Here is a 25,561-nt window from a genome sequence, read left to right as displayed (position 1 = left end):
GACGACAGTGTGGGTCTTCACGAGCAGCGAGTAGTAATACGCCAGCAACTTCGCGCAAAGGCGCAATTTTTATGCCTAATGCTCGTCATTCCGGAGGTGGCGGCCCTGTGCGCTTTTTTGGCTTCGACGCAGGTGAGCTGGCTTGCTCTGTATTTTGCCCGACGTGTTTCGCAGATGCTGCCGGTTCATTGGATCGCTCCCGCATGACCACGCTGTGCACTCGATGAGGCAGGATGCCGACTCGACGGGCCTCGATCTTGAAGGTCACCCGCGCGTTGTCTTCGCTGTCCTCCCACTCATCTCGTATCGTGCGGCCCTCGACCAGCACACGCATACCTTTCTGGTACAGCGTGCTCCAGTGTTCAGCCTCGCGGTGCCAGAGCTCAACCGGCGCCCAATAGCCGCCTCGATCTTCGTAGCCGCCCTCGCGTGGCACGGGGTTGTCGAAGTACACATTCAGCCGTAGCAAACGCCGTGGCTCGTCATTGCCTGAGGCGAATTCCTGGAACTCTGGCGCACTGCCGATGTTGCCTTCGCCGACGAAAAAAGTACTCATCGTGATATCTCCGCTGCGGTTGTGAACTGGCGCAGCAGCCGTTCGGCACTGGCCATTTTGATCGCGCAGGTCGAGGCCTGGCGGTAAAGCGAATGCACCACGCTCATCTGCAGGTTCAGTGCAATACGGTTGCATTCGAAACGGTGCAACCCCTCGCGTACGGCCTGCGGTTGGGTCTTGTTGCGGACCTGGCGTTCCCAGACCGCAACCCCCATGCGGGCGAAGTCACGGGTTCGCCAACGCAAAAAGGTGCTGCCCGCGCTGGTGTTCTGCAGCACCAATCGAATATCCAGCAGTGAGTACGGGGGCTGTCCGGCTTGCTGCACAACAGCTTCCATCAGGTGACATAACTGCGCCTCGATTTCCCTCGCCACCTGCGCCAGGTGGTCCAACTCCCCCTTACCCTTAAAAGGTTTTAAAAGGCCTTTTAGGGAGGCAGCGTGTTCGAGCTGTCGATAGGCATCCGGTGTTAACGCTTCGAAGGGCATTGGTTGAGCCGGGATCATGAGATTCATGCTTCGTCCTCCGGCTCATCCACCGTCGCAGATGGCTCTCTCGCTTCCTCTGCCAATGCGTCCGCGTCATCCACTGCCACAGCACCACGACGAATGATCGGTGGCGCGAACTGGGAGCGGCGATGACCCTCAAGAATGTCCATGGGGGGCAAACCCATCTTCTCGATGGCCGCCAGAGCACGGGCATTGTTCGCTGCCATGTCATCACGGGTGACGCCAGAATGCCGATAGCGCTGCGCCTGGCCGAACAGGCTGCGCAGCAGATGGGCGCCGTCATCGATCCAGGCTTCCATGTCGACGCGGCCGATCAAGGCTGTGTGATGGGCCAATAGGGTACGACGCACCAGGGTGTCGTAGTCGGTCAGCAGGTAGACCGCCAGAAAACCCAGCTGGCTGCCGATGTACAACGGCAAGGTGACGGGGTGGATGTTGAGGTTGTCGCCCATGTCGATCTGTGTCGGCAGGTCCTGTCTGATCCGATCCAGCTGTTGGGTCAGTTCCAGCATCCCAGCCTTGGCCTGCATCAGTTTTTCTTCGAGTTGTACGATGGCCCAGTCGGCATAGGGATCGTCCTGAGCCGCGGTTTGTTTGATCAGGTTGGTGACACTGATGTAGCCGGCCATGCCCATGATCGAGTGAACGCCTTCGCGTGCGGTCCGCCCTTGCCAGATACGGGCGGCGTGGTGAGTGTGCAGGGTCAGGGTGATGCTGCTGCGCAATGAACCCAGGTTGAGTTGGTAATGATCGGCCACGGCGTTGTCCTCGCATTCGCTTGGACGGAAACGTTGCGGCAGATGAGGGTCAAGGACAGCCAAAAAACTGAATGCGGTCTGTTCGGTTTGGTTTAAGAGGGCTAATTATGGAGACGTCAGTAGATTTGATGCCACCGGCATCAAATCTACTGACGTCTACGTTCATCGAAAGAGATGTCCCGGCTTTTCCCTAAGAGTTTCATAGTTTGGTCCGATGTGTTCGTAGAGTGGAACACCATGGATTTGATGCCACTGGCATCAAATCTACTGAGGTCCACCGCGTTTGCCACGCAGTTGGCGCAGCTCATTCAGGCACGCTTGTGCGAGGGCAGACGCGGGTTCGCCCTGTTGTCGAGATGGCCGCGAGGGAGCGGGTGGAGGTGATTCTGCAATGGGTGAAGGTTCGGCCTGACCTGCCCAAGGACGAAAGTCACCTTTCAGTGCGCGCTGGATCAGGCCCATCAGATACGCCGCTGGCTTGCGGATTCCACCGGCCGCACAACGTGCTCCCGCTTCGTTGAGCACCGCCTGCCGATCCGCTGGTTTGAGTTTGTTCAGCGCCACGGCGACGGCCTGACGCTCGCTTGGGCTCAGGTGCAGCGCAGCGGGCCAGTGCAGGTTATCCACCGCTGCGGTCGCGCGCGGTACTGTACAAATACTTTCTTTTAATACAGTACAGGCGGCGTTCGGATTCCGAACGGTGTCTGAAACATTGACGTTCAGGCCCGGTTCGGAATCCGAACGAGGGCCTGCACGATTCCGAACGCGGTGATCTTCCTCCCGTTCGGAATCGTGGAAGGCATCAACGGCTGGCTGATCCAATCCTTGCTGCGTCCAGTGTTCGCCCCAGCTGTCGAGCCGCGTCGGTAACCGATCACGATCGATATTCGTGTCCTGGCGGACTTCCTCCACAACGTGCTGAGCGACAATACGCACCGCCTTCGTCGCATGACCGAGGGCATGCCCGACCAGCGCCAGGTAATCCTGATCCAGTTCCATGGCTTCGGCGGGGGTTAACGGCTCATCGTGCAGAACATACAGAAAACCTTGAAGACGTCCGCTGAGCTGATCGCGTCCGCGACTCACCAAACTGAGCCAGCGCGTCAACCTGAGCATCGTCAACACCCGAGCAATGGTTTCACGGGAGGCTGACGCACCGTAGGGCACGCTCGACAGGTAAGGCTGCAAATCCTCATAGCGCGGCGTGACCACGCCCTGGCCTTGCAGCATGAGTCGAAACACCTGCCAGGCATTGCGTTCCAACGGCGTCAACCGACTATCCAACAGCAGCCGACGTGGCACGACTTCGTGAGATTGGCCACTGAATAGAAAGCCAGCTTGCAGGGCCTGGTTGGAGGGTTGTTCAGTGGTAGGGCGTACGGGCCAGCGTTCACTCAGATGCTGGGTGCATTGCTGCAGGACACGCTGCCAACGACTGGAAGGGGCTGTGTTCATGTGCCGTTGCTGTACTGGTCGATTTGTTGCCAGACGATGGTCAAGCTGACTTGTTGCTCCTCCGCCAGCATCATCATGGCGTCGAGCTGGTCCTCGGTACTGTCCTGAGCGCGTAGTTGGCACCAACGCTGCCAGAGCGCATGCTCCTGCGCCTCGCTCAAATTCTGAGGGCGACCTTTTCGGGTTTCTATCTTGAGCAGACGTCGACGCAGGGCGGTTTCCGAATGCGCCAAGCCAAAGCATTGGTACATGATGGTGCTGCTGGCGCCGAGCTTGAGCGCGCGGTTGATCAAGCGCTCGTTCTGCTCGTCACGTTCGGCTTGCTCGATCAACCGATGCAGCACCGGCGAGTCAATCTTGATCTCAACCCAGGGGATGGTTGCATGGGCCAGGCGCGACAACGTAGTGGGCGGTAAGGATTGCAACAGGTAGATGTCGTCCTCACCCAGTCCGAGTGCCTTGCAGCGCTGCAGGTTACCCTGGCGCAGCTCATGCAGTATCTGGGTCAGCATGGCCTGGTTGAGCACATTGAAGGACAGGTTCATGGCAGCTCCTTCGGTGAGCTATCTTCAGGGGGAATCGTTAAGTCGATCAGACGCCGGGCCAGGCGGATCAGGCGATACAGTTTGATTAACAGCCTGTCGGGCAGCCGCTCCAGTCCCACGTCCACGGCGGGACGATTTGTGAGCGGGAGTTGATAGATCCCCAGCAACAATTGGCCGAACAGCGCTGACGGCAGTTGCTTACGATCTTCCCAGTTGACGTCGTCTTGAGCGCGCAGCAGGGCCATGAGCAGTAGGTGAACGCCGGTTGCGTGAGGCGCTGCAAGATCAACTCGCTCGATGTTCAGGGCGAAGCCCAAGCCAAGCGGCTGACCGATGATGCTCTCGGGGTATCCGGCATAGGCCGCCATTTCTCGCGCCAGTCCGGCAATGGCTAAACGCAGTTGTTCGGGTGTATCCAGCGTTGGTGTGATCGTCCAGAGGTCGTCGATTGGGCAGGTTTCGACTGGAGACGTCGCTTTGGTGGCTATCTCGCGATCGATTTGCTCACGAATCTGTTGAACGCGTGATCGAGGATTGACCGCTGGTGAAACATTTGTTTCGGGTTCTGCGAGCAGTTCTTCTGAAACTGACTCTATCCTGCTCTCGACCTGGGTTGATTGTGATTCAGTGTCGGAGGAGGGCGGTTCTGCCGCGGCTTCATGTTCGCTTGGCGAATAGATGTTCTCTGAGGGCCTGGTAGTGACAGCCCCAGGCGTGGATACGACCCGTTGGGTATCGCTCAGCTCCAGGGCCAGCATACGGTAGGACTGTCCGAGCAAGCGGCTCATGCGTTCGAGTAATTCATCCTGGATCTTCTCAAGATCAAAGGATTCAGGATCGCAATCGAAGTAACCCATGGATTCCAGCCAGAACTCTGCAAATGCAACTGTGGCAGTTGGATAACGGTTCCAGATTCGCTCAGCCTGACTACGTAGACCGATCAGACGCTCTATCTGAGGCTTACCCAACCCGGCATACAGAGTTTGTGGAATGGCGGGTAATAAGTGTTCGAGGGTGTCCAGCATCCGGCTGATGTGCGACTGTGAAATCGGATAGCCCCCAGCGGCAAGACGTCGAGCCAGCTCCCGTTGTGAGAGCTGTGGGCCATCCGATTCAAGCATGGTTTTGAGTTTGGCTACCGCCAGAGCCCGTTCGATGAACGTGAGTTGGCCGTGCAGATCGCTTTCCGCCAAATGGCCGAGTAGGGCGTTGGTTTCATTGCTCCAAGGTCGGAACAGGCAGTGAATCCGAAAGAAACGCTCGTCGCGAGTTTCCTGCCACAGCTCGCCGAGAATCGCCAAGCGCGTATTACCGCCGTTGCGGATGATGAAATAGGTTTCTCCCGGGCGACGGGTAATCGGCGGTGGTTGATCCAGCCCGCGTTCACGGATCGAAGCCTTGATATCGTCATACAGCGGATTACGAATGAATCGAGGGTTGTGTTCGTAGGGCCGCAACTGCTCCAGAGTGACCAGCATAGGCGTGTCAGTAAGTGGATCGGATAGCCGCTCCAGTTCTGGACCTCGAGGGAAGTGGTCCTGGTGCAGCTTGTCGGTGATCTGCGCCTGACTGAGCTTCTTCATCGGAACAACCTCAGTTAACGCCGGTTACGCAAATGGTCACCGACCTCGAACTTGACGATCTTGGCAGTCCCCGAACCTTCGAAATGTCTGGAAAGCTCTGCGAGGAGCCAACCCATGGCCGAGCGTCCACCCTGCAGGCGAAAGACGACAGTGCAGTATTCATCGCCAGATGGGTGGTGTGGTCGAGTGAATGGTGGAGCGATGATGGGAAGTTGATCCAACATCAGAAGACTCCTTGCCAAACGCTGTTGGCTATAAGGTCGAGCAAACACAATGATTGGGCGAGAAGTGCCGGCATGGTGAATGGTGTCATTTAACCTCCGTGCACCTGCCCACCCTAGAAATCGCTTCGCGCCATTCCGGAAACAACTCGATGGCCAGCGCTTGCATGGTTTCCATCGCGGATGGCGAGCGTCGTTCCCGTGACTGGCGTGTCTCGACTCGGTGGACCGGTAGGCCAAGGGAGGCGGCGTTGAGGTACGCCACTCGCTCCGGAATTGCGGTGTCTAGAACCGAGATGTTGTTAGCCCCTGCGAAGGTCTCGCGCAGGCCACGGATGATCATCCGGGTGTCCACTCGAATGGCATTCACCTGGTTCAGGAGCAGTCGTAAGGGTGGGGGTGGAATGCCCAGGTGGCGGAAAGGTTCGAGTTCGCTGAGTAGCTTCAAGGTGCCACGCTGCAGTTCGCGGGCGGCGAGCATTTCCGGGGTGATGGGAGAGAGGGCAAGGTCGGAGGCCAGGATGGCCATCTCCAGCAGCACGCTACGCGCACCTTGGGTGTCGATCAAAAGCAGGTCGTAACGGGCGCGGAAGTTGTCGAGCAGATTGCGTAGGCGTAATCGCCCGTCAGGGGCGTGCAGCAGCAAGGTACTCAGTCGACCTTGATCGTCGTTGGAGACGATCAGATCGAGCCCTGCAATCACTGTCCTGGAAATAATCTGGGCAGGCATAGCTAGGTTGAGTGCGATGAACTCGTACGCACCGACATCAGCCTTCTGGCTCAAGGCGTAATAGCTGGAGAGGGTGGGTTGGCTATCCAGATCCAGTAGCAGGACGCGTAGGCCTGCGTCAGCCAGTAGGCCGCCGAGATTGGCGGCTACTGTGGTTTTGCCCACCCCGCCTTTGGTGGAAACCACCGATACCACACGCATGGCATCAGGCCTGTTTGCCTAAGCGTTCAACGACCCACTGCTCGATTTCTAGCGAGTCCCAACCGACTGCCCGCAATCCAATGCGTTTAGCCTGAGGGAATTTACCTTCCTTCATCAGGTTGTAGATGTGCGCGCGTTTGAAGCCGGTTTTTCGCTCCACCTCGTCACGTCGCATGATGTGGCGTTCTACCTGCAGTTGAGGTGCTTCAACGATGGGTAAGGATTGGCTGGACATGCTGGTCACTCCTGGCGCCGATTGGCGCGTGGTGGGAAGTGACCTGAATTGAATAGCAGAAGTGGGGGAGAGTCATTGCACTGCAATCAGAGGTATTGCAGTGCAATTGCTCCACTCAGATACCTTTTTTGAGTATGCGATTGGCTGCGGCGAACTTTGCATCCAGCGTGCGTTTGCTCAGGCCAGGATCGTCTTTGCGATGAGCTGAGATGGAATTGACGATGGAGGATTGACTATCAAATACTGAGTGCGGTTTACCTGATGGCGAGTGTCCTAAGATTAGTTCAAGCAACGCCCCTATGACTTTCAGGTAGCCGATTTCACTGCGGTCACTGAGTTTACTGTTGGACTTTAGTAACTGATGGATATTTTCTCTTTCCAACCCCATTGCCTCAAGCTCATCGAGTAGTTGTTGATAAGACGCTTCTATATTTTTTATCCGCAATTGCATTGCATCTCGGTCGGCTTGTAAGGCCAGATAGGTGCCAGGGCTGATAGCTCCTTGTTGGTTGAAGGACTGTTCGAAAAGAAAGCTTGGTCTTTGGTCAGGGTAGTAGCGCGCCATCCAAACTCTGAGGTCAGTATGGCGGATAGTTATCTGACTGCAATCGATGGGCGTGCCAATCGTGACCGACACGCCGAAGCAGCCATAGGCCAGGTCGCCATGGCGAATGGCATCTATAATTTTTTCGGTATTTGCCTGTAGGCACGGCCATTGGGGGAAGTATTTTGACAGGAGCGCAGGACAGTCCCAAGCCGATTCTAGTATTTGGGTTTCATGAGCCATGAGATTGCACCAGCGTATAGCTGCGTCAATGGGCCGATAAAAAATTTTTGCAAAAACGTTGTAGCTGTCGGGTTCATACATAGGAGCAGCCTCATATTCGAGGGAGCAGATCCGCTAACTACGTTTTTATGGCCTTTACTAGCTGGGCTTCCGTGCGGCAACTGTCCCTTGATTCGGTTTTATTTGTTGGTAAATCGATATCCTTTTTTTCGTGAGAGATCCGAGCATTAAGCACCTAATGCACTCTGGTTATCGAGTTCTTACGCTTGTTTCAATTGACGATTTAGACGCACAGCACCACGGTGCTTCTCCCAATAACCTATGCATCGCTAGACTTTGAAAGAGCTTATTCTGTGGTGCAGCAACTGACTTTGCTTATTCAGGAGTCGTGCTCCATCAGCCAGGTCATTGACATAGTGGGAGACTCCATCACTCAGTCGGTGAATGGTGATGATATTTTCGTTCACCGTTTCCGCGACAGTACTCTGCTCCTGAGCAGCCAAAGCAATGTGTTGGTTCATTTCATTGATGCCCTGAATGTTTTCGCTGATTCGCGTCAGGAACTCACCGACTTGCCGTGAGGTGCCCACCGCATCCTGCAGCGCATTCTGGCAACCCTCCATGGCTTCTCGTGCCTGATGCGCTGCGCCCTGTAACTGGGTGACAATATTTTCAATGACTTCGGTCGACTGGCGGGTTTTTAGCGCCAGGGCACGGACTTCGTCAGCGACCACGGCAAATCCTCGTCCTTGCTCACCGGCTCGTGCGGCTTCGATGGCGGCGTTCAGGGCGAGAAGGTTGGTCTGCTCGGCGATCCCGCGAATAGTGACCACCATCGCACCGATCCCCTCGCTGTCTCGCATCAAGTCACCCAGTTTCAGAGCGGTATGGGCTATCTGTGTCCCCAGGCGTTCGACCATTTGCTGGCTGGCGTCCATCATGGCGTTCCCTTCGCAGACATGGGCTGCCGACTCGCGTGTTTGTGCGCTAGTGCTCGAGGCGTGTCTGGCAACCTGGATGGCGGATCGAGCGAGTTGCTGCACGGAAGCGGCTACGGATTCGACCTGCTGAACCTGCTGGGCGGTAGCGTGCGAGGTGTGACCAGTTGTTATGTCCATTTCACCGGCATGCTGATCGAGAGCGCTAGAGACGAGCCCGACATCCGCAATCAGGTTCGATAGCCGTTCAAGCACTAGGTTGAAGTTGCCAGCCAACTCACCAATTTCATCAGGGCAACTGGCATCTAGGCGTTTACTCAAGTCAGCTTCACCTCGTGCTATCTGCGCCAGGCAAAGGCTGACCTCTTTGACTGGTCGCAGAATGTGACGCCGGGTCAATAGCCACACAGTCCCCAAGGTAGCGAGCAACAAAACTGCGGTGACTGCCAAGTTTTGCAGTAATACAGTTTTCAGGGTCGTTCTCAGCGCCTGGTTGTTGAACTCAATATCCAGCATAGCCAGCGCCTGACCATGATGCATTACCTGTGTGTTGAGCCGGAAGGAGACATTAGCCGCGTTTTTCTGACTGACAGAAGTTGAACGTTGCGTACGGGAATCGCGCACCGTTAGTCCATTAACATCGGGGGCGCGCAACAGTTCATTCAGCAAGTTTTCGATCTGAGCCTGATTACCACTCGCGAGCGGTTCGCTTAGGGATTGTGCCGCAAGCTCAAGTAACGTAGTGGCTTGCCTGAGTTGCTGTCTGCTCAACTCCCGAGACGTGAATTGATAGTTGAGCGTCGCGACAGCGAGTGAAACGCAAAGCATGACCAGTGTGAGCGTCATCATCATTTTGCCTGCGAGCGAATATTGCATCATGGATCTCGTTTTATTGGCGTGGTCTTTCAGCAGAAACGATGCAGGGTTAATTTCATCCTGATGCGACTCGCGGCATTGCGGAGTAGGCGAGATAATCGGCGAAACGCGGATCTGAAATTTGTGTAGAATTAAGCATTACTGAGGTAGCACAAGTCATAGGCGATCTCGGTGTGAACGACGGATATGTTCTCGGTAGCGCTAATCTTCAGTGCAGCCGGACAAACGCAAAAGACACACGAACGGCTATTGTGCTCGGTAGGAGTTACCTGCAGATTGCCGTTCAGCTCGTTGAGGCCCACCTTCCATTTGTCGACCCACTTCCATATCCAATATTTATTTCGACGAACGGTTAACTTGGAAGCCAACGCGTCCGTGGCGGGGAAGAGTTGAGCGCCACCTCGACGTATCGCTACATCGAGGATAATGCTCTTGACCTCAAAAGGTGTGCGCGTAACGTACCTGCACGACGTAGTCGTTGCGTGCGCGGTTCTCTACTTCGGTCTCACGATAAGTGTTGAACCAGACACCATCACCATCGCCTACTTTCCAGAACACCCCAGGGCCAATCCCAAGCACTTTTTCGCGAGAGTCGGCGAGGCGGTGACCATTGACCTCATCATCACTTATTTGTTTGAAGTAATACCCATTGAGGCCAACTGAGACGTTGGGTATCACTTCATAGGAGGCAGTAAAGTTAATCCATGCCGCTTTGCCTGCCTGGGTATCACGCACAGGCTGACCTTCGAACAGTTGCACTGAACTGCTGGCTGGGTCCTTGTTTTTAAAGTTTTGCAGATAGTGCAAGCGCCAGCTCACTTCCCAGCGGGGTGCGGGCATCCAGGTCGCCGCCCAGTAAGGATTGATCGAGTAGAAGTTAGATCCTTGGTTGAGGTCCTTGTGTTCATCGTATTTACCGACGGGTAACAACACATCCAGTGCCAGGCGCTGGACGAAAATAGGTCGTCCATGCTCATCGACAATAGGATCGAACTGCACCAGCGGGCCGGTGGTGACGTCGCCAACTCCAGTGGCGTTGTCCTTGAGTTGTGGACCGTTGCTACCAAAGTCACCGTCGAGTGAAACGATCGGCACAATGATGTTCCAGCCCAGGTGTGCGCCCGCGCCAATAGTGTTGGGCGAGTAATAGCTGAGTTGGTTGATCAGGCTGGTGACATTGATCTTCGGGTTATCAAAGTCTTTGATTTCCTTACCCGAGTTATTTCGAATCGAACTGGCGCTGGTGTACTTCAAGTATTGCTGGAACGAAAAGCCGGGCAGGCCGGCAAATCCATCGTAAAAACTGGTGCCTCCCAGATTGATCCCGTTCGGCTCCCCAACGCTAGGCGGTGGAGGGCCGTTGGCGGCTACAGTTTCTAGGGACGAGAGAGTGGCGAGGACTAGCAAGGCTGGACAAATTTTTTTTATTGTGTTCATCGTTGTTGGCTCTATTGTTATTTTTTTTGGCGCTATTTGGTAATTCCCAGAGTGCTTTTGCATCAAGCAATCTGGTACCAATGTGCTTTTGGCACATTATTTTTTTGCTTGCGTGGTACCTGGGCTCGCGGCATCAGACGCTGAGGGCTTTGCTCTGAATCGATGGAAAGGGCAACCCGCGACTTTCGCCTGCTCGCTCTGCTGATCTGGTGTTTTAGATGCACCCGCAGCGCGCTTGGCGGCATGCGCCACTTGCCGGCGTTCCGTGAAGGTGTCCTTCGGATCAGGGATCACCTTTTCCCCCATCCACAGAAAACCGGCAGTAAACAAACGCAATGCTTTCCTGGCCAACGGTGAGGGTCGTTTGAGTTCGTAGGCGCGGATCAGATGATCGGGATAAAGACTGATCACCCAGGCAAATACCAGAGAGTGTGAGAACTTTGGAAAATAACGATCGGCGAACTGTTGGATTATTGCTCGCGCCGCCGGTGGGCCCATGTCGTGTTTGGGAACATCCTCACTTTCCCAGCGATCCATGAAGGCCATGATTCCATCAAAGGAATCAGGGAAGCCTGTAATCGCTTCGCCCGTCCCGGCGTTGCGAAAAATGGTTGACATCTGGTGCCAGTATTTAACAGCGGCGAGCTTCTCTTTTTCGCTCATGCCCGCCATACCTACGCGTTGCATCAGGCGATGCATGCCGGCTGCTTCATAGCAAAGCGTGTAGACGTAGGTGTCGTTGCGGCTGAAGCTCTCGCCAAATCGCTGAGCGTAGTGGGAGTGTATTTTGTTTATCGACTCAACGTTTTCGCGGGTCTTGTCGTGGTGTGAACCGTAATGCCACCAAACCTGCATCTTCCAGGATGTGTCATCGGAGCGTCTGAATGAGTTTTTTAGAATTTTCCCGTCACCGTTGTCAATGAGAGGCAACGCGTCCAGTTCCCTTACGAAGAAGTGAGGGAAAGTGACGGCGTACACAAGATTCATGATGAAGTCGGTTGGCCGATAAGCCGCAGAGAGTTTCCAGATCTCGTCATAGTCGGTAGCAGGGTCGAGCTGATCAATACGCGCGGCGATCCATTTGCGGGTCATCGGGTTTTCCTCTTATTTTTGTTGTCATCTCACTGGGCGCATGGTCATTGCGCTTCCTGCGGATGGCTTACAAGTTAGAAGAAGTACCGAGCGCAGTCATTAGGCCGGAAAACCAAAATAATGATTGGTTTTGGTATTGCAGTACGGCGGCCCTCGAGCGCTTGAAACGTGCGTTGATGGTCTATCGACTGGGATACATCAATCTCACTGTTTACCTGTTTCTATTCCCTTTCATGCTTGAGGACACGGCCCTCGTACTGGGTGATCAGGTGCAAGGCGCAGCGTATTTCGAGCTCTCGTTGCTTGATAGGACAACCCAGCAGTAGTTCTATCTGTTGCAGTCGATACACTAGCGTGTTGCGGTGAATACCTAGCGCTTCAGCACCGTGGAGCAAGCTGTTGCCTGACTGCAAGTAAGCGCTGAGTGTTTGGCGGTAGCCGCCGGCTTTCTCTGATTTGTTTGCCAGAGGTCCGAGCACGGAGTCGACATACCACGCGGCCTTTTCAAGATCCTGACCGACCAGGATCGTCAGGACATGGTCAGCCCAGCGCATGACGCCTTTGATTGGGGAAAGGATTGCAACGCTACTGACATCTCTGGCTTGAAGATGAGTACGCCTGAACCCAGCAGGGCCCTTCGCTGGTTCACCCAGTGCACATTGAGTTCCACTTAATTGCCCCAGTGTTTCTTCAAGTCGTTTCAGTTGGGTCGGAGTAGGGGCGCGCGGTGTACTGACCCAAGCCCATGTCAAATGCTGAGTGAAGGAAACTACCAGCGGTGTATCGCCGATGATTGCATCTTGTAAATTGCGTTGTAACTCACCCAAGTCTGAGCTGAGCTTGGTGTTGAGATCAGAAATAATGATACCGACATGGAAATGCTCAAGATCCAGGCCATGATCTTTTTTGATTTGCTTTAGCTCGAATGGTTGAAGCGCGCCCGCATTGCCGATCAACTTTTCCACAAGGGCGCGGCGTCTCGCGATTTGACTTTCCATCAGCACCTGACGCTCGTCCAGGTAGCACAGCACAAAGTGCTCGATGATTTCATCCACCACGCATGCACCGTTGGTGACTAACCGTTGAACCGTTGAGGGTGCAAAAGTCCTGGACGCCGACGCGGTGAAAAAATGATTGACCCAGATAGTCTGGTTGGCTCGCATGTTTTTGACGATGCTGCTGAACGGTACTTCGCGACGTGCAGCTTGTCGCGCCATTGAAGGGATCAATTTCAGCGTAAAGTGCTCACTGTTTCTCGATAACGAACTCATGAATATATCGAGGATGAGCGTTTCAAGGTTGAGGCGTATCTCTGGCGTCGGCAAGTCAGGCACCGTTTGAAATTCGTCCTGCAAGCGCTTGAGGGAACTGGCGGCCTCCTCAAGCGCCCAGGCCACCGCACCTTCACCCATCTTCAACACAGCATTGGTCAGATGATGCTGACCAATCACCGCCTTGGAAAAAGCGTCCTCGACCGAGCCTTTTGGCTGCAGGTGAGAATAGAGATCAGTAGTCAAACGGTACTCCCTGTGAGTCGTAATGATTATTTATGTACGCATCACGCAGCCGCCCGTGGGGATCCAGCGCACTGTGATTGCAGTATAGCGTCGCGGTGATACTGCAATACCAAAAACGCCGTCGAGCTTGGATGGACAGACCGGAGACTGGCCCGGGGCGAGGCCCTATCGTAAGTGGTGGTGTTTTTAAATCGAGAGCACCCAGACGTTGCGCCATGAGCGCTTCTGTCTGACGACTGAAGGCCGCTGATCAGAGGCCTCTATTTTCGTATTCACTATGTGCACTCAAGCGAAGAGAGGATCTACATGTCTGCCCCTAAAAAGTGGATTCGAGCCAAAATCCAAAGCCTCGACCCAAGCAAGGATTACATTGAAATCTGGCGTTTATCGAACAGCTACGGGCTGAACGACTTCATGCAGAACTTCATCTACGCGTTGACCTTCCCTAATTTTGTCGTCACCGATTGGGGCTCCAGAGCGGTCTGGCGTGAAGACGGTGGCAAAGTCGTTTCACGGTCCACCTCGCGTGTAGAGCAGACCGGCAGCGCCAATGCGCTGTGGTGGTTCTACGGTCCTGAAGACAGCCGCACCATCAAGTCGGTTGAAGGTATTAATAATCTTCATGCGCATTGGGCCAAGCAGTATCCCGGTGCCTTTTCTTATAATGACGATTACGTGTACGTCTGTGCATTCACCGCCATCACAATGCACCGTCTGAAGTTGAAGATGGGCGCCCCGGGCCTCTCCGAGAACGAGAAGATTGCCGCGCACTTGTTCTGGCGTGACATGTGCAAACTCTTCCGTGCTGAAAACGATCAGCCGATCACTGGTTACCCGGATAGTTTCGACGCGCTCGTGGAATTTTGCGAAGCCTTCGAAAATGCTCCAAAACCCAAGCTTGAACGTGGCAATCTCATTATCACGGCGATTCATGAGCAGTTTGTCTTCCGCTTCTTCCCCAAGGAGTTGCATTGGTTTGGCCATCAGTTACTGCGCGCCATGTCATTGACCACCACGCTCGACACCATGCAGGTCGACCGCCCTGACCCCGCCGCGGCCCAGCTTTTGCCGCAACTGGCCGGCTACATGATGGGCATGATGGAAATGAATGCCGACGATCCGACTGAAGCCTATATCGAAGAGCGGATGAACATGTCCAGTGAAGATAAAGCCGAAGTGCGAAAGGGCATCCAGGCGCTGGACAAGCAATTCCCCGAGCATTACGTCGAAACGTACAAGAATGATCCTAAATTTGTCGGTTGCCCTTTTCATGCCGCTTTGGGCGATGGCGTTACACCGCAAAATGCAGCCGACAAACAAAGCATCAAGTCCATAGAGGCTCAGGTAGCGGCTTTGGGCGGCGACGAGTAACGCCAACTCACCTTGTTGCCCTGCATGACAATCAGCCCCGACAGGGGCTGACTGCGTGGTGCATTAAAAAGGGTAGTGGTGACCACCTGGCTGCCAGGTCACCCAGTGTGCGCGAGTGAATTCATCGACGGCATAATGACCGTTGAAACGCCCGAGCCCGGAGTTCTTTTCACCTCCGAAGGGCGCGTTTGGCTGGTCATCGACGGTGATGTCGTTGATGTGCGTCATGCCGGCGACGATGCCACGAGCGAACTGCAACCCGCGCGCCATGTCTTGGGTGAATACCGCACTGGACAACCCATACTCGCTGGCATTCGCAAGTCGCAGGGCGTGCGCTTCATCGTCGGCTATGAGCATTGGTAACAGTGGGCCAAATGTTTCATCTACCGCCAGGGCGTCATCGGCTTTTACGTTGCCGAAAACATGCGGTGGGAGCAACAGACCGTTGGCTGAAGCGCCGAACAGTTTAGTCAGGCCAGCGCTGTGTGCCTGATCAATCTTGCGTAACAGGCCATTCAATTGCGATTGATTGACGACAGGCCCAATCACGGTGTCCGCATCATTAGGGTTACCCACTTTCAGCTTGCTGACCCTCTCCACCACAAGTTCTGCAAACGCCGGGTATAAGGTGCGATCAACAATCACTCGGTTGACGCTCATGCATATCTGCCCTTGATGCAGGAAACGGCCGACCACGGCTGCGTGAGCTGCCACTTCAACGTCGGCATCATTCAGCACCACCAGTGGCGCGTTACCACCGAGTTCAAGAGCAACGCGTTTGATGTGCTTGCCACCCGTGGCGATGCGCCCGACATTGCGCCCCACGTCCGTAGAACCGGTGAACGAGATCAGCCTGGGTACTCGATGTTCCACGAAGGCGTCACCGATTTCCGATCCGGCGCCCACAACAACGTTGATGGTGCCCGCAGGGAAGCCCGCCGCCTCCAGTAGGTAGGCGATCAACAATCCGCCGCTGACAGCGGTATCACTCGCAGGTTTCAGCACTACGGTATTACCTAATGCCAAGGCCGGAATAACGGAGCGCATGCTTAGATAAAGCGGAAAATTCCATGGGCTGATCACCCCCACAACGCCAAGTGGATCACGGAACACAAAGCTCTGTTCGCCGGGCTTGTAGCTGGTCAAGATCCGACCCTCTACTTGCATCGGCATGCTCGCGCATTCTCGGACCAGGTTCAGCGTGCTTTGCCACTCGATGCCAGCCTTGATTCGAGTGCTGCCCGACTCTTTGATGAGCCAGTCGATAATTTCTTCACTGCGCTGCGCAACGATAACGGCAAGCTTTTCAAGCAACATAACCCGTTGGCCGGCGTGTAGCGCAGCCCACTCCAGCTGTGCCTTTTCGGCGGCCAGATAGGCTTCATCCAGATCGGCGACCGAGGCGAGCGGCATGTCCAACAGCAACTCGTTGTTGAAGGGGTTGCGGTTGTCCAGGCGTTTGGTTGAGCGACCTGGCTGCCAGCGGCCGTTAATGTATTGATGACCTTGAATGGCAAATGGAGCGGGTGCGTTCTGGTTGTTCATTTAGGCGACTCGATCAATTTAATGGATTGACTTCCCTGCAAAATCAGGTGCGCATCCAGGCGCGGCCCCAGGAGTTAAGAGTGTGCTCACTCTGCGGCCATACGCCGGCTTCACGGTCTGCTGGCGCCAGTTCAAGTTCGGCCGAGAATTCCAGTCGGTTCCGATCGGCATCGACCACCATGAAAAACAGATTGTTGCCCGGACCATGACGGCCAGGGCCGAAGAAAATGCTGATGCGCTCCTTGGCAAACCGGTCGCCCCAATCACGAATGTCATTCCACTCATTGGTTTCGTAACAATGGTGGTCCCATTCATTCTTCGACCCACGGAAAAAGGCGAGGGAGTGATGCTCGTCGTCGGAGCGCAGGAAACACACCATGAGCTGGCCGGTTTCCTGGTCGACCACGTTGTCGGAAATGGTGAAGCCAACGGTGTTGACGTAAAAGTCGATAATCGTCTCAAGCTCGGTGGTTTGGAACACAACGTGCTGCAACCTCGACGGCATGCCTTGCAGTTCAGCACTTGTATCGGGAAGTACTACGCCGAATATTGTCTGGCGACCCTGTGGATCCCGAATGGCAAACGCGCCTGGCTCAAGTAAAGGCGAGGTCACCGGATCCATCTGGCATTCACGCTCAATCAGGTTCTGACGCAGCGCTTCCAGTTTGGCGTTGGAGTGGAGGTTGAAGGCAGCGGCCAGCAGGCCGCTATGGTCGGCTGGCGAAATGATTGCCGCTCGTTTCGGCCCCCGCATCACCTGGCTGCCATCTGCTTGTGGCGATGCGCGCATGTCCATCATTCGCGTATAAAAATCTACCTGGCGTTGAGGTTCTTTGCTTGCCAGGTGCAGGTAGCACAGTTGAGCAGGGGTCGAAGTCTGGAGGGTCGTCATGGAAAACTCCGCGATCAAAGAGTAACTGGGGAATGGGCGGTATTGGCAGCCGCGACGGCGACTGTCGTAGCCTGTGCAATGCCCAACAAGGACTGAAGAGCCAGAGCTGTTTCTGACTCCTGAGCCTGGTCAAATATGGCGGCGACATAGCGGTCGGGACGTAGCAGCAGGAAGGTGCTGGCCTCGGCAAACAGTGCGCTTAACTCACCGTTGCGATCATGTACGATCGTGAGTCCCGCCAAAGGGGGCGGAAGCGGAGCGTCTTGTGGAATGATCACGATGCGCTTGGCATCCAGGTGGGTCCAGAGCGGGTGCTGCAGTTGATCCATGCGTTGGCTGCGCAGATCGCCATATTGAATCAAGGCAAAGCCCGGGCCGATGTGCTCATCCAACAGTTGCGCGCAGCCGTGAGAGTCGAAAAGAGTCGGCTGCGGCAGCATGGTCCCGGCGCGCAGGTTGCCGGCCTTACCTTGGGATAACACCAGGCCCTGGGTAAAACGAGGCTTTGGTTTAAACTTCATTTGCAGAAAGTAATCGCGCAGAGGCGGGATCAGCCCGATCACGCGGAAGGTGCTGGTAATGAGTTTGGCGCGCAAGGCTGAAGCCGGCGCCATGACCACCCCGAGATTCAGCGCCAGCTTGATCAGCGCCCAGGCATGATCGCGGCGTTCGCTTTCATAGGTCTCGAGGGCGCTTTTCGCCATTTGTCCCCGGAGTACCGCCACAAGTTTCCAGGCGATGTTATGCGCATCACGCACACCACTGTTCATGCCTTGGCCCGCATAGGGTGGGGTCAGGTGCGCAGCGTCACCGGCGAGAAAAACACGACCTTCCTGCCAGCGAGAGGCAACCCTGGCGTGGAAGGTGTAGACCACTTTGCGCACCAGCGAATAAGCTTTTTCACCCCGGAACGGCCGCAGCAAGTTGCCAAGGCTAGCGTCGCTGAGCATTTGCTCATCAGTCTCGTCGTCTTTGAGCATGAACTCGAAGCGACGTGTCTGATGAGGGCCGGGCACTTCTACGACAGGTCGCTGCGCGTCGCAATACACACGAGTCTGCCAGAACGGGTCATCGTCCTGATCCAGATCCACGACCAACCATCGGGACTTGAAGCTGGAACCCACCATATCGATACCCAGTTGTTTTCGAACCGGGCTTCTGCCGCCATCACAGGCAACCATGTACTGGGCGTGCACCTCAACCGTGTCACCGGCCGCATTTTGTATTCGAGCGAGAACGCCTGAGGCGTTCTGTGTGAAGTCGATCAGTTCATGGCAGAAAAGCGGAGTCAGGCTAGGGAAACGCTCCATACCTTGCATCAGCGTGCGTTCGAACAGGGGTTGCCTGAACGCATTGCGTTTGGGGTAGCCGTATTGCTTGCCGACAGGTTCGACCTTGCCAAAGCAACGTCCCCCTGGCTTGTCGAAGTAGTGAACGCCGTAGCCTTTGACGACGTCAGCCAACACGGCTTCATCCAGCCCGGCTGCCTGCATGGTTCGCAGCGACTCATCGTCGATCGAAACGGCACGCGGTTCAGTCACGGTGCCGGCTTTACGATCAAGAATGGTCGTACGCACGCCGGCCTGTCCGAGGAGGTTGGCCAACGTGAGTCCTGTCGGGCCGGCACCGATAATCAGTACGTCAGTATTCACGGGTGTAAGGGTTGTCATTTTTATTCCCTCGGTGACCGCCGGGCTGGTCAGTCCAGTACTTCTGGTCTGTGCGCCAGCGCGGTCATGAGTTGTGAAAGATTGTCGGCAAGGGCGAGGATTTGCTGGCCTTGCACTTCATCCTGTTCGCTATCGCGTTGCGAGGTCGGGCGCACGCAGCTGATGCTGCCCACCACTTTGCCGTCGCCATCGAATATGGGGGCCGCGAGGCCAAAGACGTCAGCATCGACTTCGCTGGTGCTCAGCACATATCCCTGGCGGCGCAAGCGTTGGAGCGAGCGCCGGAACACCTCCCAAGTCTTGCCAAGGTTGCTGGACTCGATGTCACTCGGGTTTTCCAGAAACAGTTGGCTTTGATGCCGTGAGCCCATGTTGGCGAGGATCGCTTTAGAGGTCGCTCCCATGAACAAAGGTCTTGGCGATCCTCGCGAGTAGCTCACTTGGTTGGAAAGGTTGCCGGTTTGATGGATACAGACCACTTGATCCTTGAACAGCCGACACACCAACCAGGCTTGCTCGGCACCCCATTGCGGAAAGGTCGACTCCAGGGAGTGCGCCGCGCGTACCAACGGATCACTGACGCGCAGTTGGCGATCCCAGGTGATGATTCTCGCGCCCAGCGCATAGCGACCGGCCTCCACCTGAAACAGCAAATTGGCCTCGGCCAGTTCGCGTACATAACGGTAGGCAGTGGAGCGTGTGAACCCCAGCGCATTTCCCATCCCGTCGACCGTCCAGATGGGATGGTGCTCGGTGAACAGGTCGAGAATTCGCAGCATCCGCTCCAGGCTGGAGCCTTTGCTGTCTGCCAGGTGCTCGGTGGTGTCTTCGGAATCAAACGGTTTTTGCATGTCAGCTCTCGTCTACAATACTGTTGCGCAGGATACCAATGCGCTCGATTTCGATTTCGACGATATCGCCCGGCTTCATCCAGACTGGTGGCTCGCGGAATGCACCAACGCCGCCGGTGGTGCCGCTGACGATTACGTCTCCAGGGGCCAGTTCAGTGAACGCGGTGCAGTACTCGATCAACTTGCGCACATCGAAAATCATGTCGCTGGTGCGCGTGTGTTGCATCACTTCGCCGTTCAAACGAGTCGTCAGTTCCAGGTCCTGCGGGTCGACGATTTCATCGCTGGTGACCATCCATGGGCCGAATCCACCGGTGGCCGGGAAGTTCTTCCCTGGAACAAACTGGATCGTGTGCTTCTGCCAGTCACGTACGCTGCCGTCGTTGTAGCAGGCATAGCCGGCGACGTAGTCCAAGGCGTCCTCCGGTTTGACGTGGCGAGCGGTCTTGCCGATCACCACGGCCAGTTCACCTTCGAAGTCAAGCTTGTGGGACACGGTTGGGCGAACGATGGGCTGCAGGTGTGCGGTCTGGCTGTCGGCAAAGCGGGTGAAAATCATCGGGTAGGTCGGCATGTCCCGACCAGTCTCGCGCACATGCGTGGCGTAGTTGATCCCGATGCAGAGCACTTTGCCTGGGTTGGCAATGACCGGCAAAAAGGTGATTTCACTCAATGCCAGGCGAGGCAGGTCTTTCAGCGCATCAGCCCCCAGTTCGCTCAGTCGATTGCGCGCGATGGCTTCTTTGAGGTCCGCACCCAGGTGAGACTTGAGTGATTCCAGGTCAATGACGTGGTCACCTTTAACAATGCCGTACGTGGAACGGTTTTGGTAAACGAAGCTTGCGATTTTCATGGGTATGCCTCTGGTTGCATCAATGATGTGTAACAGACTGTGAGGGTGTGGGTTGTTGTTTGCTCGCGGGGTCAAGTCGTAGCAAGGTAATCGCCGTCAGCGCGATGATTCCCGGAACCAACGCTGCGCTGAGGATCTCTGTCAAAACCCAGCCGGCTGCCAACATCAAGCCGCCGCAAACGGGCCCTGTAATGGAACCCACTCGCCCGACGCCAAGTGCCCAGCCGATGCCTGTGGAGCGTATTTCCTGTGGGTACAACTCGGCGGCCAAAGCGTTAAGACCTGCCTGCGCGCCTTGCACCAAAATGCCCAGCAACAACATTGCGGGGAAAAGCGAATAAATAGAAACAGGCAATTGGCTGAGCGCCAGCACGATTGTCAGGTAGCCCATGAATTCGATGGTCAATACGTTGACCGACCCCCAGCGGTTCATCAGCCAGCCTTGTACGACCGAGCCGATCACACCTCCCAGGCTGAAGAGAATGATGGCGCGAATGCCCATGCTCAGCGGTGCATGGGCTGCCACTAACAGCGTCGGGATCCAGCTCATAATGAAGTACAAAATCAGCAAGTTCATGGCATACGGCAGCCAAAGCAGCAGGGTGCGGCGCCACATGCCGGCTGTGAAAAGACGACTCAGGGAGGTAGAGGAGGTTGCCTGTTGGCGTAGTTGGCCAAGACTGGCGGGCAGTTCTGCGAGGTTGGGTGCGAGCCGTTTAATGATAGCGCTGAGGGCAGCACGACTGCCGGGTTGGCGACTGAGGAACTCAACCGACTCTGGAAGCCGCCACACCACAACGCCGGCGACCAGCAACGGCAGCGCGCCACCGATCAGGAAAAGGTTTTCCCACCCCCAGGTAGCGAGCAGTTGGTCGACCGTCAAGCCAGCCAGCATGGCGCCCAGTGGCATGCCACAGAACAGCAGCGTCACGGCACTGCGCGAGTAACGTCGCGGGCTGTATTCAGAGATCAGCGCCACCAGGTTGGGAATTGCCCCGCCGAGGCCTATGCCGGTCAGAAAGCGCACGACGAGCAACTGCGAGACGTTGTTAACAAAAGCGGTCAGTAACGCGAATGTGCCGAACAGCAGGATCGACAACACCAGAATTCTCTTGCGCCCCAAGCGATCCGCCATAGGGGCCAGTAGCAGTGCGCCGAGCATCAAACCAAATAAACCCGCCGCGAACACCGGTGCCAAGGCTTGGGGCGTTACGTTCAAGGTTGATGCCATGGCAGTCACCAGAAAACCGACGATCTGGGTGTCGAATCCGTCTAGCACTGCGACCAGTACGCAGAGGGCGAGCCCCTCCCATTGCAACCGGCTGACAGGGAGGGCGTCAACGACGTCGCAGAGGATATTGCTGGGTGTAGGCGTATGCATGAACTGGCCTCTTATTGTTTTTATTGTCTGGGCAGGCAGGTGCCCTTGACTGAGGCTAAATCTATTACGAAGCAAAAATCCTGTAAAGATAAAATAAACCAAAATCCTAAATAGCAGGAAATATGATATTTTGGTTTCTCGTCGGCATGCACCATGGCAATGAGAGCCGCGTGCGGCTGCGTTTCCCTTATCAGGCTGCGGATGTCAGTTCATCAAATGAATAAGTGGATCACTCAATCATTCGGTCGCTTGATAGGCCGTTTTGGCATGCAGCCCGAGCTTCAGTGGCCTTCTCGGTCAGCACTGATTTTCAGTCTGCACACAACCACGGCAGCTCTCTTGGCGCTGGTCATCGCTCAAATGCTGGACCTGCACCATCCTTGGTGGGCTGCGATGACAGTCTGGCTGGTGGCGCAACCTACGCGAGGCCTCTTGATCGAACGCATCGGCGCGCGGCTGATCGGTACGGTGGTGGGAGCCATGGCAGGCGGACTTTTGCTGACGGTGTTCTTTGATCAGCAGCACTGGCTAATGCTCGTACTGGCAGCCTGGATCGCAGCGTGCGCCGGGTATGGAAACCTGTTTCGACATTTTCGAAATTACGGTTTTGTGCTGGCAGGCTACACCGCAGCGATCGTCGCGCTGTTTGGTATTCAAGACCCCGTGCTCGATGTGGACCTAGCCCTTGGCAGAATCTATTGCACCGTCATCGGCGTGTTGGCTTCAGCTTGTTTTTCATGGACGTTTACAGGCAAGTCCGCGTCCCTGGAATCCGTGTACAACCGACTCGATGCGCTGATTGTGGCCAGCGTTCACTACAGCCTCAAAAGGTTGCAGGCAGGCACTGCACACGATGCCAAAAGTTTTAGTGCGCTGTTGCAGGAACTAGCGGCGCTTGATCTGTGCCTGGATGAAATTGCTACAGGTTCTCGAACAATGCGTTTACGGGTCTTTCGCACTCGCGACACGCTGGGCGCGCTTGTCGATTTGCTCGTAAGTAGCCATTTCGATGTTGGCGAAAAACTCCGATTTCCCTCTGACCTGTTGGTAGCAACTCATCCTGAATCGGCAGCTGCAATGGTGCTCGCGGTGATCAATGAGGTCCACAAAAACACTGAAAACCTTGCCGCAGGCACGCTGTTCGTTGAAAAATTACAACGCGTCTTTGCAGCGTTGAATGCTTGTGAAACGCCAGGCAGGGAAGCGTTGCAATCAACTCAACAGCGCGACTGGCACGCAACATGCCTCGCGGGCTCCAGACCCTTGATTGCGATGTCCATCGCCACCGCAATGTGGTGGGGCCTGGGTTGGTCAGACGGTCCAATGATGGTCATGACGGCCGTGTTGTTCGCCTCGCTGTTCTCCAGCCATAGCCACGCCAGTGCGGCGTTAAAAGACGTACTTGTTGGCTCGACCGCTGGAGCCGTTCTTGGCGTGACCTGCCGTTTTTGGCTGTTACCTGAAGTGGGAACGGTGTGGGAGCTGGCCTTGGTTATCGCACCGTTTTTGATGATCGGAGCGTTGCTCATGGCTCGGCCCGGTACAGCAAAACTGGCCATCGACCTGAACATGACCTTTTTGTTAATCGCTCAACCTGGATTGCAGGTAGACACCTCCCTTGAACATACCCTGTTGCAGATGTTGGCAATTCTGGGCGGGGTGTTCACTGCCGTGCTGACCTACCGATGGTTGGTTCCTTCATCGCCAGGCTCCCAGCGCAAGCGCCTGTGCAAGCGCATTGCGCGGCTCGCACTGAAGATCTCGGATACACCTGCCCCACCTGCTCAGGCACGAATTTATGATCAAGTCAGGGGTCTTCTGACAAGTCTGATCAGCCTCGAAAAAAAGGCCTCTCCACTGCTCATTGCTGCGTTCGAATGCGCAGCGATTGCTCAGCTTTTCGCTCACCACCGAACTGATGAACATCACACCCTTGCACTGCACCAGCAATTGGAAAACCTCGCGACTTCCAGGCTGGCAAGCAAGAAGAATACTGGCGCTGACCTACTTTGAATCAACCGGAGAACACCCATGTCTGACCGCCCAACACCGTGGCAAAACTTTACTGGCCAATACATCGCCGGGGCCTGGCGTTCCGGAAGTACGCGCAAGGTCCTGGAGAACCGCAACCCTTATGACAACGCCCTGCTGACCGAGCTTTCGCTGGGTGATGTTAGCGACCTCGACGACGCCTACCAGGCGGCAGCAACCGCGCAGAAAGCATGGGCGCAGACGTTACCTAATGAGCGCTCAGCCTTGTTCATGCGCGCCGTTAGCGTACTGGAAGCCAGGCACGAAGAAATTGTCGACTGATTGATTCGTGAGTCAGGCAGCACGCGTACCAAAGCCGAAATCGAGTGGTCAGCGGTACGTTCGACCATGATCACGGCCGCGGCCATGCCTTCGAGAGTCGTCGGCCGCATTCTGCCAATCGACACCCCCGACAAAGAAAGCCGCGTTTACCGTAAACCATTGGGTGTGGTCGGGGTTATCAGTCCCTGGAACTGGCCGATGCACCTTTCCAATCGGTCTATCGCACCGGCGCTGGCACTCGGTAACGCCGTCGTCGTGAAGCCTGCCGACGATACGCCGGTGACCGGTGGTTTGTTGTTGGCGAAAATTTACGAAGAGGCCGGTTTTCCGCCGGGAGTTTTGAACGTGGTCGTGGGAGACGTGGCTGATTTGGGTGATGCCTTTACCCTGCACCCGATTCCAAAATTCATCTTCTTCACGGGATCGACTCGGGTCGGGCGGCACATTGGGCGCGTTGGCAGTCACAGGCCCGACGCTCAAGCGAGTCGGGTTGGAGTTGGGTGGGAATGCTCCGTGTGTGGTGCTTGATGACGCGGACCTCGATCTGGCGGTGCACGCCGCCGTTGTGGGGCGCTTCCTGCACCAAGGTCAAATCTGCATGAGCAGTAACCGGATTATCGTCGACGCCTCGTTGCAAAAGGATTTCGTCGAAGCGTTTGTCGAGCGCGTTCGCCAGTTGAAAGTCGGCGATCCTGACCTTGCAGATACAGTCATTGGCCCGCTGATCAACCGTCGCCAGTTGGAGGGCGCAGTGGCCCGGATCGAGGCGGCGAAAGCCGAAAGCATCGAGTTGTTGCTCGGTGGCGCTGCACACGGGTAGGTACTGCCGCCTCATGTGTTCGTCAATGTCGATAACATGAGTGACTTGGCCCAGGCTGAGCAATTTTGTCCTGTAGCGCCGATCATCACTGCGCGTGACGAGGCACATGCGCTGGAGCCGGCATGACTCACATCAACGACATCTCGGTCAATGATGATCCGAACAACATGTTTGGCGGCGAGAAAAACAGTGGTATCGGGCGATTCAACAGCGATTGGATCATCGCGGAGCTGACCAGCGATCACTGGAACTCGGTGCAACACAAACGTCGCGCTTATCCGTTTTAAGGTCAGGGTTTTAGTGGACTGATCGTATGGCATGAATGCCCCTTGAAAGGGGCGTTCCTTCATACAAAGACTGCCCTGCAGCGATACGTTATTTGCAGGGCAGTCAGTTGTGCGTTGCTGTTGCCAGAACGCTCGGCT

The 25,561-nt window shown here is 55.7% G+C and carries 22 protein-coding genes and 2 pseudogenes; 3 read left to right on the top strand and 21 right to left on the bottom strand.

Going from position 1 to position 25,561, the window contains the following annotated elements; translation table 11 throughout:
- Positions 1–85: 85 nt before the first annotated feature.
- From H7698_RS01235 to H7698_RS01170, 15 genes and pseudogenes are all read right to left on the bottom strand, one after another.
- Positions 86–556: a single-stranded DNA-binding protein gene (locus H7698_RS01235; protein WP_020300889.1), complete on the bottom strand. Its 471-nt coding sequence runs from the start codon at positions 554–556 to the stop codon at positions 86–88.
- Positions 553–1,071: a DUF3158 family protein gene (locus tag H7698_RS01230; protein ID WP_032903630.1), complete on the bottom strand. Its 519-nt coding sequence runs from the start codon at positions 1,069–1,071 to the stop codon at positions 553–555. Before H7698_RS01230 ends, H7698_RS01235 begins: the two co-directional genes overlap by 4 nt.
- Complete coding sequence (locus H7698_RS01225; protein ID WP_020300887.1) at positions 1,068–1,823, bottom strand: PFL_4669 family integrating conjugative element protein; 756 nt, start codon at positions 1,821–1,823, stop codon at positions 1,068–1,070. The genes H7698_RS01230 and H7698_RS01225 overlap by 4 nt, the downstream gene beginning before the upstream one ends.
- Before the next feature lie 264 nt (positions 1,824–2,087).
- Positions 2,088–3,278 carry an STY4528 family pathogenicity island replication protein gene (locus tag H7698_RS01220; RefSeq protein WP_020300886.1) on the bottom strand — a complete coding sequence of 397 codons (1,191 nt, stop codon included), beginning with the start codon at positions 3,276–3,278 and terminating at the stop codon, positions 2,088–2,090.
- Complete coding sequence (locus H7698_RS01215) at positions 3,275–3,823, bottom strand: DUF2857 domain-containing protein (RefSeq protein WP_032903632.1); 549 nt, start codon at positions 3,821–3,823, stop codon at positions 3,275–3,277. Before H7698_RS01215 ends, H7698_RS01220 begins: the two co-directional genes overlap by 4 nt.
- The gene (locus tag H7698_RS01210; RefSeq protein WP_020300884.1) at positions 3,820–5,406 is read right to left on the bottom strand and encodes a ParB family protein; all 1,587 of its coding nucleotides are present in this window, start codon (positions 5,404–5,406) and stop codon (positions 3,820–3,822) included. The genes H7698_RS01215 and H7698_RS01210 overlap by 4 nt, the downstream gene beginning before the upstream one ends.
- 14 nt (positions 5,407–5,420) lie before the next feature.
- Complete coding sequence (locus H7698_RS01205; RefSeq protein WP_076964377.1) at positions 5,421–5,630, bottom strand: hypothetical protein; 210 nt, start codon at positions 5,628–5,630, stop codon at positions 5,421–5,423.
- Between the two features lie 85 nt (positions 5,631–5,715).
- Positions 5,716–6,558: a ParA family protein gene (locus tag H7698_RS01200; RefSeq protein ID WP_020300883.1), complete on the bottom strand. Its 843-nt coding sequence runs from the start codon at positions 6,556–6,558 to the stop codon at positions 5,716–5,718.
- Positions 6,559–6,562: 4 nt separating this feature from the next.
- Entirely contained in the window at positions 6,563–6,793 is a 231-nt protein-coding gene (locus tag H7698_RS01195) for an AlpA family transcriptional regulator (protein WP_020300882.1), read from the bottom strand.
- Between the two features lie 115 nt (positions 6,794–6,908).
- The gene (locus H7698_RS01190; protein ID WP_032903637.1) at positions 6,909–7,661 is read right to left on the bottom strand and encodes a hypothetical protein; all 753 of its coding nucleotides are present in this window, start codon (positions 7,659–7,661) and stop codon (positions 6,909–6,911) included.
- A 248-nt stretch (positions 7,662–7,909) separates the two neighbouring features.
- Positions 7,910–8,698 (bottom strand): methyl-accepting chemotaxis protein, encoded by a 789-nt coding sequence (locus H7698_RS31790; RefSeq protein ID WP_371101270.1) that lies wholly within the window; start codon positions 8,696–8,698, stop codon positions 7,910–7,912.
- Positions 8,699–8,767: 69 nt separating this feature from the next.
- Positions 8,768–9,034 (bottom strand): annotated as a pseudogene (locus H7698_RS31785) (HAMP domain-containing protein); the annotation flags it as partial.
- A 798-nt stretch (positions 9,035–9,832) separates the two neighbouring features.
- Entirely contained in the window at positions 9,833–10,831 is a 999-nt protein-coding gene (locus H7698_RS01180) for a SphA family protein (RefSeq protein ID WP_032904495.1), read from the bottom strand.
- Positions 10,832–10,927: 96 nt separating this feature from the next.
- Positions 10,928–11,923 (bottom strand): hypothetical protein, encoded by a 996-nt coding sequence (locus H7698_RS01175; RefSeq protein ID WP_090406428.1) that lies wholly within the window; start codon positions 11,921–11,923, stop codon positions 10,928–10,930.
- Between the two features lie 221 nt (positions 11,924–12,144).
- Positions 12,145–13,440 carry a PucR family transcriptional regulator gene (locus H7698_RS01170; protein WP_020300877.1) on the bottom strand — a complete coding sequence of 432 codons (1,296 nt, stop codon included), beginning with the start codon at positions 13,438–13,440 and terminating at the stop codon, positions 12,145–12,147.
- Between the two features lie 306 nt (positions 13,441–13,746).
- Between H7698_RS01170 and H7698_RS01165 the strand changes: the two genes are divergently transcribed.
- Positions 13,747–14,811, top strand: coding sequence for a hypothetical protein (locus tag H7698_RS01165; protein WP_150580312.1), 1,065 nt, complete (start codon positions 13,747–13,749; stop codon positions 14,809–14,811).
- A gap of 63 nt (positions 14,812–14,874) precedes the next feature.
- Here the strand turns inward: H7698_RS01165 and H7698_RS01160 are convergent, their stop codons facing one another.
- Genes H7698_RS01160 through H7698_RS01135 form a run of 6 tightly spaced genes read right to left on the bottom strand, consistent with a single transcriptional unit; the run spans position 14,875 to position 22,003 of the window.
- The gene (locus H7698_RS01160) at positions 14,875–16,356 is read right to left on the bottom strand and encodes an aldehyde dehydrogenase family protein (RefSeq protein WP_047531102.1); all 1,482 of its coding nucleotides are present in this window, start codon (positions 16,354–16,356) and stop codon (positions 14,875–14,877) included.
- A 43-nt stretch (positions 16,357–16,399) separates the two neighbouring features.
- A complete protein-coding gene (locus H7698_RS01155; protein WP_020300874.1) occupies positions 16,400–17,248 on the bottom strand; it encodes a VOC family protein in 849 nt (282 codons plus the stop codon).
- 14 nt (positions 17,249–17,262) lie between these two features.
- The gene (locus tag H7698_RS01150) at positions 17,263–18,918 is read right to left on the bottom strand and encodes a bifunctional 3-(3-hydroxy-phenyl)propionate/3-hydroxycinnamic acid hydroxylase (protein ID WP_169868539.1); all 1,656 of its coding nucleotides are present in this window, start codon (positions 18,916–18,918) and stop codon (positions 17,263–17,265) included.
- Positions 18,919–18,947: 29 nt separating this feature from the next.
- Positions 18,948–19,769, bottom strand: a complete 822-nt coding sequence (locus H7698_RS01145; protein WP_020300872.1) for an IclR family transcriptional regulator — start codon at positions 19,767–19,769, stop codon at positions 18,948–18,950.
- Between the two features lies 1 nt (position 19,770).
- On the bottom strand, positions 19,771–20,622 hold the full coding sequence (locus H7698_RS01140; protein WP_020300871.1) for a fumarylacetoacetate hydrolase family protein: 852 nt from the start codon (positions 20,620–20,622) through the stop codon (positions 19,771–19,773).
- A 19-nt stretch (positions 20,623–20,641) separates the two neighbouring features.
- Positions 20,642–22,003 carry an MFS transporter gene (locus H7698_RS01135; RefSeq protein ID WP_020300870.1) on the bottom strand — a complete coding sequence of 454 codons (1,362 nt, stop codon included), beginning with the start codon at positions 22,001–22,003 and terminating at the stop codon, positions 20,642–20,644.
- A 216-nt stretch (positions 22,004–22,219) separates the two neighbouring features.
- Between H7698_RS01135 and H7698_RS01130 the strand changes: the two genes are divergently transcribed.
- Together H7698_RS01130 and H7698_RS01125 are read left to right on the top strand one after the other, a co-directional pair.
- Entirely contained in the window at positions 22,220–24,016 is a 1,797-nt protein-coding gene (locus H7698_RS01130; protein WP_020300869.1) for an FUSC family protein, read from the top strand.
- An 18-nt stretch (positions 24,017–24,034) separates the two neighbouring features.
- Positions 24,035–25,423: pseudogene (locus H7698_RS01125) on the top strand (aldehyde dehydrogenase family protein).
- Positions 25,424–25,561: the final 138 nt, after the last annotated feature.

The sequence above is a fragment of the Pseudomonas sp. p50(2008) genome, from assembly GCF_015351605.1.
Taxonomy (GTDB): Bacteria; Pseudomonadota; Gammaproteobacteria; order Pseudomonadales; family Pseudomonadaceae; genus Aquipseudomonas.
This window is presented reverse-complemented; position numbering and strand designations above follow the sequence as displayed.

Bases quoted from the DNA above. Each gene is read 5' to 3' on its own strand.
- H7698_RS01235 (WP_020300889.1), bottom strand. From the start codon at position 556: ATGAGTACTTTTTTCGTCGGCGAAGGCAACATCGGCAGTGCGCCAGAG.
- H7698_RS01230 (WP_032903630.1), bottom strand. From the start codon at position 1,071: ATGAATCTCATGATCCCGGCTCAACCAATGCCCTTCGAAGCGTTAACA.
- H7698_RS01220 (WP_020300886.1), bottom strand. From the start codon at position 3,278: ATGAACACAGCCCCTTCCAGTCGTTGGCAGCGTGTCCTGCAGCAATGC.
- H7698_RS01215 (WP_032903632.1), bottom strand. From the start codon at position 3,823: ATGAACCTGTCCTTCAATGTGCTCAACCAGGCCATGCTGACCCAGATA.
- H7698_RS01210 (WP_020300884.1), bottom strand. From the start codon at position 5,406: ATGAAGAAGCTCAGTCAGGCGCAGATCACCGACAAGCTGCACCAGGAC.
- H7698_RS01205 (WP_076964377.1), bottom strand. From the start codon at position 5,630: ATGTTGGATCAACTTCCCATCATCGCTCCACCATTCACTCGACCACAC.
- H7698_RS01200 (WP_020300883.1), bottom strand. From the start codon at position 6,558: ATGCGTGTGGTATCGGTGGTTTCCACCAAAGGCGGGGTGGGCAAAACC.
- H7698_RS01195 (WP_020300882.1), bottom strand. From the start codon at position 6,793: ATGTCCAGCCAATCCTTACCCATCGTTGAAGCACCTCAACTGCAGGTA.
- H7698_RS01190 (WP_032903637.1), bottom strand. From the start codon at position 7,661: ATGTATGAACCCGACAGCTACAACGTTTTTGCAAAAATTTTTTATCGG.
- H7698_RS31790 (WP_371101270.1), bottom strand. From the start codon at position 8,698: ATGGACATAACAACTGGTCACACCTCGCACGCTACCGCCCAGCAGGTT.
- H7698_RS01180 (WP_032904495.1), bottom strand. From the start codon at position 10,831: ATGAACACAATAAAAAAAATTTGTCCAGCCTTGCTAGTCCTCGCCACT.
- H7698_RS01175 (WP_090406428.1), bottom strand. From the start codon at position 11,923: ATGACCCGCAAATGGATCGCCGCGCGTATTGATCAGCTCGACCCTGCT.
- H7698_RS01165 (WP_150580312.1), top strand. From the start codon at position 13,747: ATGTCTGCCCCTAAAAAGTGGATTCGAGCCAAAATCCAAAGCCTCGAC.
- H7698_RS01160 (WP_047531102.1), bottom strand. From the start codon at position 16,356: ATGAACAACCAGAACGCACCCGCTCCATTTGCCATTCAAGGTCATCAA.
- H7698_RS01155 (WP_020300874.1), bottom strand. From the start codon at position 17,248: ATGACGACCCTCCAGACTTCGACCCCTGCTCAACTGTGCTACCTGCAC.
- H7698_RS01150 (WP_169868539.1), bottom strand. From the start codon at position 18,918: ATGACAACCCTTACACCCGTGAATACTGACGTACTGATTATCGGTGCC.
- H7698_RS01145 (WP_020300872.1), bottom strand. From the start codon at position 19,769: ATGCAAAAACCGTTTGATTCCGAAGACACCACCGAGCACCTGGCAGAC.
- H7698_RS01140 (WP_020300871.1), bottom strand. From the start codon at position 20,622: ATGAAAATCGCAAGCTTCGTTTACCAAAACCGTTCCACGTACGGCATT.
- H7698_RS01135 (WP_020300870.1), bottom strand. From the start codon at position 22,003: ATGCATACGCCTACACCCAGCAATATCCTCTGCGACGTCGTTGACGCC.
- H7698_RS01130 (WP_020300869.1), top strand. From the start codon at position 22,220: ATGAATAAGTGGATCACTCAATCATTCGGTCGCTTGATAGGCCGTTTT.